The sequence below is a fragment of the Alicycliphilus denitrificans genome (assembly GCF_044792555.1).
In the GTDB taxonomy this organism is placed as follows: Bacteria; Pseudomonadota; Gammaproteobacteria; order Burkholderiales; family Burkholderiaceae_C; genus Alicycliphilus; species Alicycliphilus denitrificans_A.
Genome location: NZ_CP126239.1, coordinates 156,245 through 170,059, shown reverse-complemented (window position 1 = coordinate 170,059; position 13,815 = coordinate 156,245). Strand labels below are relative to the sequence as shown.

Below are 13,815 nucleotides of genomic sequence, written 5' to 3'. Positions count from 1 at the left end.
GCCTGTGTTAGATCGCGGGTTCTGCACGCAGCGACTTGCGACGCTCAATGCCTTCGAAGACGATCATTCCAGTGAGCATCGCAGCCGTGAAGACAAGCGCCTTGCTTTTCCCCTATTCCGAGCGCCACCCGACCCGGTCCGGGACAGAAACCCGCAAATCCCCGAGCGAAGCGTGGTGCTGCTTGATGCCAAGGAGGATGCCGGCGATACATTGGCGGAACGGATGGCCATCACTGCGACTTTTCTCCCCCGCTTGATGGGTTTCGATCGCCGAGGGTGCGCCCGCACTCTTCTCCGTCGATCGACGCTGCGATTCCTTCCCAAAATGGTGGACGCTCGCCTCGCGCGGGTTGAACTCGGCCGCCGACCTGAGGCCATCGCTTGAAATCAATCGAAGCGAGCGATAACGGCGGCCCGCAAGGGGGTCTGGAGCACTTCGGGCCCGCGCGCTCTCGATTTGCATACGTTTGCCGCGTCGCAATTTCCGCTTGCAGTGCAAGCGGTCAGTCGATGCTCGAGACCGACTGACCGCAACCAGCCTGAAGCAGACCTGCCGCACAGCCGACTCAGCAGCGGTTGCGGCCAGTCAAAGGGATGCGACCTACTAGCGCTAAACGGCAAAAAAAGAAAAGCGCTCCCCTCCCGGACTTGCGGCTCTGCGCCATGATCAGAAACACTGGGTACCATTTCAACGTTTGGTAAGCGCGCTATTCTGCGAACCAAATTGGCCTTGAAATTCACACACCGAGAGGTGCTCTGCTTGTGCAGGCGGGTAGAACCAAAGGGAAAATCAGCATGTCGTCATGTGGTCCTATTAGGGAGCGGAAAAGCGCGGTCCCGGCCCGATCCAGTTACGTCGCAGACGCCGCTCAAGTTACAGGTTCAGAAGGCAGAGGACGTAACCGCCGATCATTGGCCAGAGAAACGGTGGTGCGAGCAAGGCCAAACCGTGCCCCTCTCGTCTACGTGTGTGTGTATCGGCAGGTCTTGCCAAACGCAACGCGCGCTTGGGACGTTGTCAATGATGCTGCCACGCGGTACCCAGATTTAGCGGAGCTATTAAAGCGATACAGATCGGAGCGGTCTGTTTATGACTGGGGTGACGACCCTTCGTTCTTCAGTGCGGAGTACCACGACGGGCGCCCAGAGCTGGCAGCATGGGGCGTGTGTCGGCCGAACGTGCGCGAGAAGTTGTATCCGGGCGATATCGTCCTGTATTTTTGCGCAAGAAGGCTGATATGCACTGGGCACACTGAATACTTTTATGCAGGTGTTGGGACGGTAGGAGTCCGAATTGAAGACAGGCGACGTGAGGTGTGGAGCGACAGCACAAGTGACGAGCTTCGTCGGTTCCGCAACCATTTGAACGTCTTGGTCACCTATGACAATCGCGATCAATGCGTGCGGCATGAGCGCTTCCCCCCAGGGCATCCCGTTGATTGGCATGAGCGCGCGGACAGCCCATATATCGTGTTCGATCCTGCCCGGTCAAAGTTCAACATGAAGAGGCCATTGCGTGTTGCAGTCGCTCAGCACGGGGCCAAGAATGAGATTTGGATTTCGGATGGAGGCGCCAGGATTATGGAACTTCGAGCAGCTGTCTTCGATGACCTTGGCGTAACCCGGGGTCTGCGTACCTCGTATCGTGGTACGGCGCATCCGCACATCAACTTAACGAGGAAGCTCGCGGAAGCGGGCATCAGTGCTGATGAGTTTAGGAGCCGAGTGATTGCTTTGGTGTGATGGGGCGAAGAGGTCGAGGGGAATTGCGGCCATCGTTCTCGACGCTAATCTGCGTCAAGACAGGTAACCGCGACGCGGCCGACGATGGAGGTCTTCCATGTGGGTACGCGGCGGACCGCGCAATCGAGAGGTCGCTACCGAGGGCGAAGCGGCTGTTCCAAACCGGCGTCGTTCAACAGTTGGTGCTGCCGCTCAGGCATTGGACTGTAAGTGACTCAGATCAGCCTCAAGCTGTCGGCACAGACAGTGCGCACCCTTGAGTTTCCGCAGGCTAAGTACTGGTGGACCTGGTAGCGGGGAGCATTTAGGGCATTGTGGTGGCCTGCGGAGGCATGCCTTCACAGCGCTGTGGTGCCGGCTTAGAACCATGCCCAGATACGGCGCAGCAACGCGGGTGCTGGCCGGGCAGGACGGAACACATAGCGCGATGGTTTGTGCATGGTCTTTTCGGTGTCGGTTTCACAATACTGTATAAAAAATCAGTATCATGCGCAAGAGTGCTTCGTAGCTCTCAACCTGCTCTCCCGAGGCATCAGAATTAGCGTGCCACCGTCTTCCGCTCCACCTGATGCCCTCAGCCCTCGCAACCACCGAACTCCGGGGCTTCCTTCTCACCCGCAACTGGCGGGACCTCCCAGACGGCACCGAGATCGAATACTGGCTGGCCACCGACGAGGGGCCGAAGAAGGTGCTGATAACCCGACAGACGTCGGTCGCCTTTCTGCCTGACTGCGATCGGGCCGCAGCGCAAGCTCCGCTGGCAAGCCTGCAGGGCTTGGAGGTAAGGGAGCTCGATCTGAAGACGTTCGACCAGAAGCCCGTCCTCGGTGTCTATGCTCGCAGGTTCCGCGATCTGGGCAAGCTGGCGCGCGCACTTCAGCCGCTGGGGATACCGCTCTACGAAGCGGATGTCCGCCCGCACGATCGCTACCTGATGGAGCGGTTCATCACGGCTGGTGTTCTGGTCGAGGGAGGTCAGCGCGAAGGTTCGACCATCCTCGACGGCAGGTTGAAGCCCGCGTCTGGTTGGCGCCCGGTGTTGAAGGTGGTGTCGCTGGACATCGAGACGAGCGCAACGGAGGATCTGTACTCCATCGCACTGGATGGTGCGGGTGACCGGGTGGTGTTCATGCTGGGGGAAGCACCAGAGTCTGTGTCGGCGCCAGCTGTGTCGCCGATGGACTTCAGGCTTGTGTACTGCTCAACTCGCAGGGCGATGATCGAGCAGCTCAATGCCTGGTTTGCGGACCATGACCCGGATGTCATCGTCGGCTGGAGCGTGATCCAGTTCGACCTGCGGGTGCTGCAAAAGACCGCCGATGCGAACTCCGTGCAGCTGTTGCTCGGACGCGAGCGCCGCCCCATCGCGTGGCGTACGCACCCCGGCCGCCAGGGCTACCTGTTCGCGCCCATGCCCGGGCGTGTGGTTGTCGATGGCATCGAAGCACTGCGGGCGGGCATGTGGAGCTTCCCGTCGTTCAGCCTCGAAGCGGTCTCGCAGGCATTGCTGGGCGAGGGCAAGGAGATCGGCGATGCCTACGACAAGATGGCGGAGATCGAGCGGCGCTACCAGGAAGACAAGCCCGCGCTGGCCAGCTACAACATCCGCGACTGCGCGCTCGTCCTGCGTATCTTCGACAAACTGGAGCTGCTGCCGTTCGTGCTGGAGCGAGCGCAGACGACGGGTTTGCAGATAGATCACTTTGGTGGTTCCATTGCTGCGTTCAGCCACCACTACCTGCCGCGCATGCACCGGCTGGGTTACGTGGCACCCAACGTGGGTGACATCGCAGCCAAGGCCTTTCCCGGCGGCTATGTGATGGACTCCACCCCGGGCTTCTACGACTCCATCGTGGTCCTGGACTACAAGAGTCTGTACCCCTCCATCATCCGGACCTTTCTGGTGGACCCCGTGGGTCTGGCCGAGGGAGAGAGCGCCGACATCCAGAGCGGGTTGGTGCAGGGGCCGCAAGGCACGCTGTTTTCGCGCGACAAACACTGTCTGCCGGACATCGTGACCACACTCTCGAATGCCCGGGACGAGGCCAAGCGGAACCGGAACCAGCCGCTGTCGCAGGCCCTGAAGCTGCTCATGAATTCCTTCGCCGGGGTGCTGGGCGCGTCCGAGTGCCGCTTCTTTAACCCGAAGCTGGTGTCCGCCGTGACCCTGCGCGGCCACGAGGTGATGAAGCTCACCCGGAAGTTCGTTGAGGAGCGTGGATACCAGGTCATCTACGGAGACACCGACTCCATCTTCATCTGGCTCAAACGCACCTATCCCAATGCGGAGGCGCACGCCATTGCGGCCCATCTGGTGCAGGAAGTCAACGCCTGGTGGACCCGCAAGCTGCGAGAAGAGCAGCAGCTGGAGAACTTCCTCGAAATCGAGTTCGATACCCACTACGCCAAGTTCTTCATGCCCACCATCCGAGGATCGGATGTCGGCAGCAAGAAGCGCTACGCCGGCCTGAGCATCGATGAAGAGGGACGGGAGGAGATGGTCTATCGCGGGCTGGAGATGGCCCGCAGCGACTGGACCCCGTTGGCGCGCCAGTTCCAGGAGGGCTTGCTGTCACGCATCTTCCATGGTGAGCCCTACCGAGCGTTCGTGACCGACTATGCGCGGTCAATGCTGGATGGTCAGATGGATGCGCTGCTCGTCTACCGAAAACGCCTGCGCCACCGACTCGATGCCTATGAGGTCAACGTGCCTCCCCAGGTGCGCGCGGCGCGCATTGCTGACGCGCACAACGCGAAGCTGAACCGTCCGCAGCAGTACCAGCGTGGAGGCTGGATCGAGTACGTGATGACGCAGAGCGGCCCCGAACCGCTGGAGGCCCGGTATTCGCGCATTGACTATGAGCACTACCTCGTCAAGCAACTGCAGCCCATTGCTGAAGCGATTCTTCAGCCGTTGGGCGACAGCTTTGCGGCATTGACGAGTGCGCAGAAGGTGTTGTTCTAGGGAATCGTTCAGGAGGACAACCTGGGGCGATACCTAATGACGTAACTACCTGAACAGTAGGGGGCAGCTTGGCAGCGTTATGCACAGCACGCAGTTATGCACAGTTGGTCCGGCAGCGCGGCGTCGCCGCCCTCGCAAGAGGGCTGCGGTCGCGTCTTTGAACTTCACGTAATCACAAGGTCTTGAGGAACTTCAACAGATCGTCTTCTGCCCGGAACCGCTGTGGGACCACATTGGGATCCTGAAGCCTGGCCAGTGCCTTTTCCTTCATGGCGAGATCGGCCTCTATGTACTGATGCGTTGTCGCCGGACTCTCGTGTCCGAGCCACAGAGCGATCACGCTGATTTCCACGCCCGACTGCAGAAGGTGCATGGCGGTCGAGTGACGCAGGCAGTGTGGAGAGATCGTTCTTCCGGCCAGGCTCGGCGTCGTGAGCGCGGCTTTCTTGACGGCCAATGCCAGGCGCTGCGTCACGTTGGACCGCGTCATCGCCTGTCCGCCACGGTTGGGCAGCAGCGCCGACGTGGGAGTCAGGTCCGGGTTGAACTTCAGCCAGGCGCGGATCACCTTGACCGTCGATCGCCAGAGCGGCACCGACCGCTGCTTGCGTCCCTTGCCATGCAGATGCACGCAGGCGGCGGGTGCCAGCACGACGTCGCCCACTTTTACGCCGATTGCCTCCGACACGCGGGCACCGGTGTTGTACAGCAGGGCCAGCAGCAGCTTGTCTCGCTGGCCCATCCAATCCGCTCCTGGCGCGCCGATCACGGCCAGCATCTCCTCGCGTGTCAGGAACTCGAACATCGGCCGCTCGAAGCGCTTCATCGGCACGCCGAGCGCCTGCTCGACGACCTGAAGTGCCGTCACGTCTCGCCGGGCCGCGAACTTCAGGAACGAGCGCAGCGCGGCCAGTCGCGCATTGCGGCTGCGAACGGTGTTGTGCCGATCGCGTTCGAGATGATCGAGGAAGTCCAGGATCAGCGCGGGCGTCAGGTCGGCGAGCGACAGCGTCGTGGGCGTCTTGTGCAGTTGCGCCTGGGCGAAGTCCAGGAACAGCACGAACGCGTCCCGATAGGCCGCAACGGTCTGCGGGCTCAACGCGCGCTGCTGCGTCAGGTGCTCGGCGAAGAAGGACTGGACCAGCGTCGCGAAGCTCGGCGGAGCGGGCTTGCGGTGTTCAGAACTACTCATCGTCGTTCTCCGCGACGTCGGCGAAGCGTTCGAATCGAGCGCCGGCCAACGCCATCAACTCCGGCACGCCGCTCAGGTACCAGTACGTGCTGGAGATATTGATGTGGCCCATGTACGTGGACAGGGCCAGCATTCGTTGGTCAAGGTTCGCTCCCTGCTGGTGCCACAGGATCATCCGTCTCACGGCGAAGCTATGGCGCAGGTCATGCACCCGCGGTCGGCCATGGCCGCCGCGATCGATCCAACCCAATTGCTCGCGCAGCTGACAGAACACTCGATGCACCTGCCGATCTCCCAGCGGTTCACCCCGGTGCACGCCACGCGAGCCCACGAAGAATGTCATCTGCGGCTTCGCAGGCACGTACTGGCGGCGCAAGGCCCGGTAGGCTGCCATCGGACCGATCACGCTGGGGTGCAGCGGCACCATGCGGGACTTGCCAAACTTGGTCTGCTGTATGGTCAGGATGCCGCCGTCCAGATCTGCATCCGAGTCGGCCAGGTTGATCGCTTCAGAGACCCGAAGCCCGGCCGATGCGATCAGACCGAACAGCGTTGCATAGGTGGTGGCACGAAGGCCATCCGAGGGGCCGAGTCGGCGGGCAGCGACGATCAATGCCGCGATCTCGGCTTCGCTGTAGATGTGAGGCGCCACGCGGCGCGGGATCGGACCGAAGCTGGAATCGTCAGGAACTTCGACAGTCGGATCGAACTGCTGGAGCCAGCGCATGAAGGGGCGCAGCGTTGCCAGTCGGCGCGCTGCCGTGTCGACATTGGCCCGGCCGCCCACGAGATACCGAGGCTGTACCTGGTGCGCCCACTGGACCATCACGTCTACCGTCAACGCGATGTCGCGTCCCTCTCCGACCATGAAGCGAGTGAAGCTGCGCACAGCGAGATCAGAGGAGCACGGCTTGAACCCGAGGCGCAGGCGTTCAGTCAGGTATTGCTCCACCTTGGCGGTGAGGTCGATGTTCGCCGATGCTGCGGCGCTCATGATGCACTCCCAGGCCAAGGCAGAGCGACCTCGGCAAGCAGTTGCAAGTCGAGCTTGGCGTAGATCAACGAGGTGTCCAGCGATCGATGCCGAAGCACATCGGCGACCTCCTTGATCGAACTGCCGCTGTTGACCAGGCGACAGGCCAGCGTGTGACGCAACGAATGGCAACCGCGTGAGATGCCGGCACCTCGCAGGGCACGCCCGATTGCCTGGCTCACTGCATCGACGCCGATGGGCTTGTCGTGTGGCGCCAACCGACGGACGAACAGCGATGGCAGCGTGGTTGCGGGCCGCTCGTGTCTCATGTACTCCGCCAGAGCCTGCCCGGTGAGCACCGGCAGCGGTAGGACATCCTGGCGCTGGGACTTTGTTCGCTTCAAGGTCACCGTTCCGGCACGCCAATCGAAGTCGCCGATCTCCAGCTTGGCGATCTCGCCCACGCGCAGTCCGAGATCCAAGGCCAGGCGCACCATGGCCAGCAGGCGCAGCGGAGCCCGCTTGGCCTCGGCGCAATGCGCTTCGAGGCGCTGGACCTCCTCGGTCGTCAGCGCGCGCGGCAACGATGCTTGGCTCCATCGCACCGGCGACGAGATAGCGCCGAGCAGGCTGTTCACTGCGTCACCGCAGGTCCCGCGGTATCGGAAGTAGGCCCGCAGCGCAGCAGTGACCGCGCTGGAATGCGACCCGCTGCTGACCCGCGTGAGCTCGGTTGCGATGAAGCGCGAACGTCTTCCGGCTGCAACTCGCCGATGGCGATGGCCTTGCCCGCGAACTTGCATTGCAGCAGACGACCTACGAGTACCAGCCGATCCTCGCGCGTGCCTATCGCCAGGCCGCGGGCGTCGCGCATGTGGACGTTGTAACGGTTCAGTTCTTCTGCAATGGGACCGCTGGGGCCTGGCAGTTCCACGATGACATGCTGTTCCCGCAACAAGGCGAGCAGGTGTCCGAGACTGGCGCTCAAGCCGCTGCGTGTACGCAGAGCCGCGGGATGGCAGTCGCAGCGCGGCAGATGCGAATCCAGAAACTGCTCGACGAGGGCTTCGTCGATCTGTTCGGCAGATACCTGGCACTTCGCCATCCAGTGGGCAAAGTGCGACCAGGCACGAAGGGCAGTCTCCGAGCTGCCTTCGGCGTACCGGCCGCGCTCCAGCAATGCCTGGAACGCCCCGACGTATGAAGACAGCGGGCCATCGAGCAGCCATGCCCTGGCCATCGGGTGCATCGAAAGAATCAAGTCCATGGTGATCTCCAGTTGTGAGATCACCATTCATGCGCCGACTGCGAACTTATGTCCAGTTCAACGGCACCGCCTCCTTGCGATCTACCAGGGCGATCACAGCCTCTGGCGCGTTCAGACTGGCCAACTGTCCATAACTGCGTGCTGTGCATAACGCTGCTTATGGAGAGCTCTCCATAAGCAGCGATTGCTGCCGGCGGCCGTCAGCCGATCAGTGTCTGCTCAAGGCGGGGTAGCTGCCCTTTGCTGACGGGTGACTGCTTATTTCGGACGAACATCCCTACTGTGCGGCGTCGCCCACGTCAATGTTCCTGACGTCGCCATTGCTGCCGGCGAGTGCGATGCTCCCTGCGCCAGCGGCCCCAGGTGACGGAAATGTCAGGCAGGGTATGTTGCAAGTACGACCTCTTCATGACTTGCCGAGTTGATGTTTGCCTTGTGATCTGAAGCTGCCTCAACCGCATGCCGCACCGTTTTACTTTCACCGGTCCATCTCGCTATAATTTTTCGACGGAGATGGCATTCCTTCCGTGAACCGCCCTGGCATCGCCCGGGGCTAATGATGCCTACAGACACCTGATCACATTACAGGGCTGTAGGCGTTCGCGCTCAGATTCTTTGCTTGGTCAGGCCGATTGATTCGTTTCCTTGACCCGCATGAGCCGATTTAGACGACCTGAACAGTTCGACCTGCTGCCGTACATCGGCAAGTGGCTCGTGATCGCCTCCGTTGTGGCCTTCCTGGCCGGCAGCGCTTCCGCACTTTTCCTCTTCGCGCTCGACCGCGCCACCGCCTGGCGCGAGGCCAACCGTTGGATCACCTGGTTGCTGCCGCTTGCTGGTGGCGCGGTCGGCTGGGTGTACTTCAAGCTTGGCAAGCAGGTCGAGGCCGGCAACAACCTGCTGATCGACGAGATCCACGACCCTAAGAAGGTCGTGCCGCTGCGCATGGTCCCGCTCGTCCTGGGCGGCACCGTCATCTCACATCTCTTCGGCGCGTCCGTCGGTCGCGAGGGGACGGCGGTGCAGATGGGCGGCGCACTGGCGGACCAGCTCACGCACGTCTTTCGATTCCAGCCTGCCGATCGCCGCATCCTGCTGATGGCGGGCATCAGCGCTGGCTTCGCCTCCGTGTTCGGGACCCCGCTGGCGGGGGCGCTCTTCGGCCTCGAGGTGCTGGCCATTGGCCGGATGCGCTACGACGCCCTATTGCCCTGCGTGGTCGCTGGCATCGTGGCCGACCAGGTCGGCATGGCCTGGGGCGTGCACCACATGCACTACGCGATCGGAGAGGTGGTCGCGGTGACGCCTTGGAGCGTCGGAGCCGTCGTGATCGCTGGTGTGATTTTCGGTCTCGTCGGCCTCGTGTTTGCGACCGCGACGCACCAGCTCGGAGGGCTTGTCAAGCGATGGATCTCCTATCCGCCGCTGCGCCCGATGTTGGGCGGCATCGTGATCGCGCTCGCCCTCTGGGCTCTCGGCAGAGCGGGCTTCGATGCGCATCGCTACATCGGGCTGGGCATTCCTAGCATCGTCAACGCCTTCCAGGAACCTTCGGCGCCGTGGGATTTTTTTGGCAAGCTGGCCTTCACCGTCGCTTCGCTCGGCACAGGCTTCAAGGGCGGCGAGGTCACGCCGCTGTTCTACATCGGCGCGACCTTGGGCAACGCCCTGGCGCCCATGCTGCAGCTGCCCTTCGCCATGCTCGCCGGCATCGGCTTCGTGGCCGTGTTCGCGGGCGCGGCCAACACGCCACTAACCACCATCGTCATGGCAATCGAACTGTTTGGGCCGCAGATCGGACCGCTCGCAGCCATCGGCTGCATCACCAGCTACCTCTGCTCCGGCCACACCGGGATCTACCACGCACAGCGCGTCGGCCACAGCAAACACCATGGCGGTCCCCCGGAAGAACTGCGTATCGCCGATGTCCCGCAATTCCGTAAAAAGCAGCAGACCCAGCACGTCTCCGCAACCAAAGATGACCACTCATGAGTCGCGCTGAAAACTATCTGTCAACGGTGATGGCACTGCGGCTGTATTTCCCAGCCGGCAGCCATGCGAACCCAACCCGTATCTGGTACCACTTGAGCGTTCCAGGGCTTGCGCAGCAACTGTTGGCCTCGGCAAAGCGCGCGCACCTGCAGTCGGCGCTGCTCTACCACGTCGCATCGGGCCACCTCAAACGAGAGCGCGTGACACATCACCAGATCGACGGCTCCCACATACTGCATCCGCAGTGCCTGGAGCTGATCGACACCGAAATGCAGCTGCGGGCGTTCATCTGTCACGCGCAGCGCGTCCGCCATGGCAAGCATCGCCAATCCTTGCCCAAAAACCATCGGCAGGTGGACATCGCTCAGTTCCGGCGCAAGCAGAAGCAGGAGAAGCAGGACGCTGTTTTGGAGGAGACAAAGTAATGACGACTCAGGGCCCCACTCATACGCACGACCTGACCGTTTTGCGTCTGTACTTTCCCCGCCAACAGCCGCGCCAAGGCCACGCGTTTCTGGCACCGCTTGGGCGCGCCCGCGCTGGCGCAGCACCTGTTGGAGGTTGCTCGTCGCTCGGGTATTCAGCAAGCCTTGCTGTACCCCATCGGATCGGGCTACCTGCCAGGAGAGCGGCTCACGCACCACCACCTTGAAGGCCATGCTTTGCGACATCCGCAATGTCTGGAGTTGCTTGACTCTGAAACTCGGCTTCGGACCTTCATGCAGGAGCACGCGGAGGAGTTGGGCAAGGTGCGGGCCGTTCTGTTCGCTTGCGAGCTTCCAATGACCGACGGCGATTCGGAGTCGCCAACCAACGCCCAATCGTGCCGGCCGCCAGTGCCGCCATCAACGGCATGCGTCTCATGAGAGTGCCAGTCATTGGCGTCGGTTTCTCTATTTCGTTCACGCTCACCAGGAGTTCATCATGAAGGGTTTTCAGATCACGTTCTTTGCCGAGCAGGAACATCGACACGGCCACACCCCCATGGGAGACTGGCTTTTGCAATTTGCCCAGGACAACGGTGCGCTGGGCGGAAGCTTGATGGGCGCGGCAACGGGTTTCGGAGCCGCCGGAAAAATGCATTCCACCCACTTTTTCGAACTGGCCCAGCAGCCTGTGGCGGTGACCGTATCGGCCACGGAAGAGGTCGCCGAACGACTGCTTGCAGCGATTGCGCTTGAGCCGGTCACGGTGTTCTACATCCAGGTGCCAATGGTCTACGGGCGGATCGGCAAAGCAACGCCGCCCGCGTTGGCCGGCGATGCCGCTGATGCCGACGATTGACCGCAGCGTTGACTTCGCCGAGGACCGTTTACGAATGACTGTCGACAACTGCTTGCTGGCGCTCTCCGGTCTTGCGTCGCCGTTCGGCGGTCCGTTCGATTTGGCCTTGAACGCCGGCGAATGTGTCTGCGTGCTCGGCAGATCGGGATCGGGCAAGAGCGTCCTGCTGCGCCTGATAGCCGACATGGACCCCGGCACCGGCGACGTGAGCTTGGCCGGCAAGCGACGGGAGGCATTCGCAGCGCCGGCCTGGCGAGGTCAAGTGATCTACCAGGCAGCTGAGCCCGCGTGGTGGGCGCCGACACCGGCAGCGCACTTTCCGCCGGCCGCTACAAAACGCGTCGCCGAACTGATGGCCGCGCTGGGACTTGGTTCCGATGTGCTGGACGTCGACATCGCGCGCCTTTCGACAGGCGAGCGCCAACGCTTGGCGCTCGTCCGCTCGATGGTGCGGGAGCCCAAGGTGTTGCTGCTCGACGAGCCGACGGCCTCGCTCGACGGCGCGTCGACGCTGGCGATGGAATCCCTGCTTCTGCAACAGCTCCGGTTTGGCCTCGGCATCGTGATGGTTACCCATTCGCGCGAGCAGGCAGCGCGGATGAGCCAGCGCCACTTCGAGATGCGTGACGGCAGGCTGCATCCGTTATGAGCACCATCCATCTCCACGCCACGGACGTGGCGCTCGCCACGTTGCTGGTGGTGCTTATCAACGCCCTTGCGTCCTTGCTCCTGCACCTGCAGTTGCATCGGCAGGTGCTCTGGGCCGCTACCCGCATGGTCGTCCAGCTCCTGCTGGTCGGCCTGGTGCTGCGCTTCGTGTTCCAGGCGGCGTCGCCGGCGGCCACTCTCGGGATCGTCGCGCTCATGCTGCTGGCGGCCGCGCGCGAAGTCGCCGTGCGTCCAATTCAGCGTCTCAAGGGTGCCGGGAGTTACCGCATCGCGGCGGTGGTCGTCGGCTTCTCGAGCATCGCCACCGTGTTGCTCGCATTGATGACGGCGATCCGCCCGCAGCCCTGGTACGACCCGCGCTACGCCATCCCGCTGATGGGCATCGTGCTCGGCAGTGTGCTCAATTCGGCCAGCCTGGGTCTCGACAGCTTCTTCGAAGGCATCAGCACTGGGCGCCCGGCGATCGAGGCGCAGCTGGCGCTCGGCGTCAGCATCCACCAAGCGCTGGCCGCACCGATCCGCCATGCGATCCGCCGCGGGATGATTCCAATCATCAACCAGATGTCGGCCGCGGGTGTCATCACGCTGCCCGGCATCATGACGGGGCAGTTGCTGGCCGGCATGGATCCACTCGAAGCCGTGAAATACCAGATCCTGCTGCTTTTCCTGCTCACAGGCGCCGGCGGTCTCGCGTCGGCGGGCGCGGTCTATCTGGCGGCGAGGGCCGTCACCGACGACCGACAGCGCCTGCGGGCAGATCGTCTGAAGTAGCACTCAGATCATGTTTCGAAAAATCCCGAATCTAAAGAAGATCATGAACAGGCACCTTGCTTGCGCGCTCGTCTGGGCATCGCCGCCGCATCTGCGATGTTCACTGGCCCGGCTGAGGACACCCACGCCGCTGGATCCGCATGCCGACAGGCAGGGCGATTGAACGTGTCGGCGCCACGATCGCAGGTGCAACTGCTGCTCATCCGGCACGGTGAGTCCGAATGGAACCTGGCACAGCGTTTCACCGGCTGGGCCGACGTGGGTCTCACGCCGCGGGGTGTGCGTCAGATGCAGGAGGCCGGCCGTGCGATTCGGCGGTCAGGTCTGGTCGTCGACCGCGTCTTCTCTTCCATGCTGGTCCGTTGCATACGGTCTGTCGACTGCTTGCTGCTCGCAGCAGGAAGTCCATCGGCGCCACGCACAGCCGACTGGCGCTTGAACGAGCGGCACTATGGTGCATTGACGGGGTCATCCAAGGCCGAAGCCATCGCCCGGTACGGTGCCGATCAGGTGCAAGCCTGGCGCAGGTCCTACCGCGCGGTACCGCCGCCGTGGACTCAGAACAATGTCGGTCGGGTGGCGATGGATCCATCGATGGAACCACCCTGCACAGGGCTGGAACCCCTGCCCTTGGCGGAATCACTCGCGCAAACCGTTCTGCGGGTGACCGCGCTCTGGCAGGAGCTGATCGAACCATCATTGGCGTCGGCCCAAACGGTAGCTGTCGTTGGTCATGGCAACAGCCTGCGGGCGCTGGTGATGCAGCTTGAAGAACTCAGTGAACACGCGGTCTCGTGTCTGGAGATCGCCAACGGCGAAATGCGTGCCTATGAGTCAGGCGCTGGTCGCACACTGCATCTGCAATGCATCTGGCAGCCATCTGTGCTGGCGCCTATCTCAAAAATTCTTTGAGACAGCGGAATAAACGCAGGCGGCTAAGCGTCTGTATGGATGTCAGC

Annotated in this window: 12 protein-coding genes, 2 pseudogenes and 1 riboswitch; of the genes and pseudogenes, 9 read left to right on the top strand and 5 right to left on the bottom strand. The window is 62.5% G+C overall.

What is annotated here, in order from left to right:
- Positions 1-7: 7 nt before the first annotated feature.
- Positions 8-161 (bottom strand): annotated as a pseudogene (locus tag P7644_RS20720) (DUF6691 family protein); the annotation flags it as partial.
- Between the two features lie 1,210 nt (positions 162-1,371).
- On the opposite strand from P7644_RS20720, the gene P7644_RS20715 reads away from it, so the two are divergent.
- Entirely contained in the window at positions 1,372-1,743 is a 372-nt protein-coding gene (locus P7644_RS20715; protein WP_404303279.1) for a hypothetical protein, read from the top strand.
- A gap of 568 nt (positions 1,744-2,311) precedes the next feature.
- On the top strand, positions 2,312-4,708 hold the full coding sequence (locus P7644_RS20710) for a DNA polymerase II (RefSeq protein ID WP_404303305.1): 2,397 nt from the start codon (positions 2,312-2,314) through the stop codon (positions 4,706-4,708).
- A gap of 172 nt (positions 4,709-4,880) precedes the next feature.
- On the opposite strand, the gene P7644_RS20705 is transcribed toward P7644_RS20710, so the two are convergent.
- From P7644_RS20705 to P7644_RS20690, 4 genes are read right to left on the bottom strand one after another with little or no spacing between them, the layout of a single operon-like run.
- Positions 4,881-5,900 (bottom strand): tyrosine-type recombinase/integrase, encoded by a 1,020-nt coding sequence (locus P7644_RS20705; RefSeq protein WP_015012965.1) that lies wholly within the window; start codon positions 5,898-5,900, stop codon positions 4,881-4,883.
- Positions 5,893-6,894 carry a tyrosine-type recombinase/integrase gene (locus tag P7644_RS20700; RefSeq protein ID WP_008903160.1) on the bottom strand — a complete coding sequence of 334 codons (1,002 nt, stop codon included), beginning with the start codon at positions 6,892-6,894 and terminating at the stop codon, positions 5,893-5,895. Before P7644_RS20700 ends, P7644_RS20705 begins: the two co-directional genes overlap by 8 nt.
- A complete protein-coding gene (locus P7644_RS20695) occupies positions 6,891-7,511 on the bottom strand; it encodes a tyrosine-type recombinase/integrase (RefSeq protein WP_404303303.1) in 621 nt (206 codons plus the stop codon). Before P7644_RS20695 ends, P7644_RS20700 begins: the two co-directional genes overlap by 4 nt.
- Complete coding sequence (locus P7644_RS20690; protein ID WP_404303302.1) at positions 7,508-8,140, bottom strand: hypothetical protein; 633 nt, start codon at positions 8,138-8,140, stop codon at positions 7,508-7,510. The genes P7644_RS20695 and P7644_RS20690 overlap by 4 nt, the downstream gene beginning before the upstream one ends.
- 500 nt (positions 8,141-8,640) lie before the next feature.
- Positions 8,641-8,713, top strand: a riboswitch (Fluoride riboswitch).
- Positions 8,714-8,794: 81 nt separating this feature from the next.
- Here P7644_RS20690 and P7644_RS20685 point away from each other — a divergent pair.
- The 7 genes and pseudogenes from P7644_RS20685 to P7644_RS20655 all read left to right on the top strand — a co-directional run bounded on the left by P7644_RS20685 (position 8,795) and on the right by P7644_RS20655 (position 13,768).
- A complete protein-coding gene (locus P7644_RS20685; protein ID WP_404303451.1) occupies positions 8,795-10,132 on the top strand; it encodes a voltage-gated chloride channel family protein in 1,338 nt (445 codons plus the stop codon).
- Positions 10,129-10,557, top strand: coding sequence for a hypothetical protein (locus P7644_RS20680; RefSeq protein WP_404303301.1), 429 nt, complete (start codon positions 10,129-10,131; stop codon positions 10,555-10,557). Before P7644_RS20685 ends, P7644_RS20680 begins: the two co-directional genes overlap by 4 nt.
- Positions 10,557-10,998, top strand: a pseudogene (locus tag P7644_RS20675) (hypothetical protein). Before P7644_RS20680 ends, P7644_RS20675 begins: the two are co-directional and overlap by 1 nt.
- Positions 10,999-11,056: 58 nt before the next feature.
- Positions 11,057-11,416, top strand: coding sequence for a DUF190 domain-containing protein (locus P7644_RS20670; RefSeq protein WP_404303300.1), 360 nt, complete (start codon positions 11,057-11,059; stop codon positions 11,414-11,416).
- Positions 11,403-12,065, top strand: a complete 663-nt coding sequence (locus P7644_RS20665; protein WP_404303298.1) for an ATP-binding cassette domain-containing protein — start codon at positions 11,403-11,405, stop codon at positions 12,063-12,065. The genes P7644_RS20670 and P7644_RS20665 overlap by 14 nt, the downstream gene beginning before the upstream one ends.
- Complete coding sequence (locus tag P7644_RS20660) at positions 12,062-12,856, top strand: ABC transporter permease (protein ID WP_404303297.1); 795 nt, start codon at positions 12,062-12,064, stop codon at positions 12,854-12,856. Before P7644_RS20665 ends, P7644_RS20660 begins: the two co-directional genes overlap by 4 nt.
- Positions 12,857-13,042: 186 nt before the next feature.
- Positions 13,043-13,768, top strand: coding sequence for a 2,3-diphosphoglycerate-dependent phosphoglycerate mutase (locus tag P7644_RS20655; RefSeq protein ID WP_404303296.1), 726 nt, complete (start codon positions 13,043-13,045; stop codon positions 13,766-13,768).
- The last annotated feature ends 47 nt before the right edge of the window (positions 13,769-13,815 follow it).

What these genes read in the sequence shown, in the direction of transcription:
- P7644_RS20690 (WP_404303302.1), bottom strand. Translation starts at nt 8,140, where the DNA reads ATGGACTTGATTCTTTCGATGCACCCGATGGCCAGGGCATGGCTGCTC.
- P7644_RS20680 (WP_404303301.1), top strand. Translation starts at nt 10,129, where the DNA reads ATGAGTCGCGCTGAAAACTATCTGTCAACGGTGATGGCACTGCGGCTG.
- P7644_RS20665 (WP_404303298.1), top strand. Translation starts at nt 11,403, where the DNA reads ATGCCGACGATTGACCGCAGCGTTGACTTCGCCGAGGACCGTTTACGA.
- P7644_RS20670 (WP_404303300.1), top strand. Translation starts at nt 11,057, where the DNA reads ATGAAGGGTTTTCAGATCACGTTCTTTGCCGAGCAGGAACATCGACAC.
- P7644_RS20705 (WP_015012965.1), bottom strand. Translation starts at nt 5,900, where the DNA reads ATGAGTAGTTCTGAACACCGCAAGCCCGCTCCGCCGAGCTTCGCGACG.
- P7644_RS20700 (WP_008903160.1), bottom strand. Translation starts at nt 6,894, where the DNA reads ATGAGCGCCGCAGCATCGGCGAACATCGACCTCACCGCCAAGGTGGAG.
- P7644_RS20660 (WP_404303297.1), top strand. Translation starts at nt 12,062, where the DNA reads ATGAGCACCATCCATCTCCACGCCACGGACGTGGCGCTCGCCACGTTG.
- P7644_RS20710 (WP_404303305.1), top strand. Translation starts at nt 2,312, where the DNA reads ATGCCCTCAGCCCTCGCAACCACCGAACTCCGGGGCTTCCTTCTCACC.
- P7644_RS20685 (WP_404303451.1), top strand. Translation starts at nt 8,795, where the DNA reads ATGAGCCGATTTAGACGACCTGAACAGTTCGACCTGCTGCCGTACATC.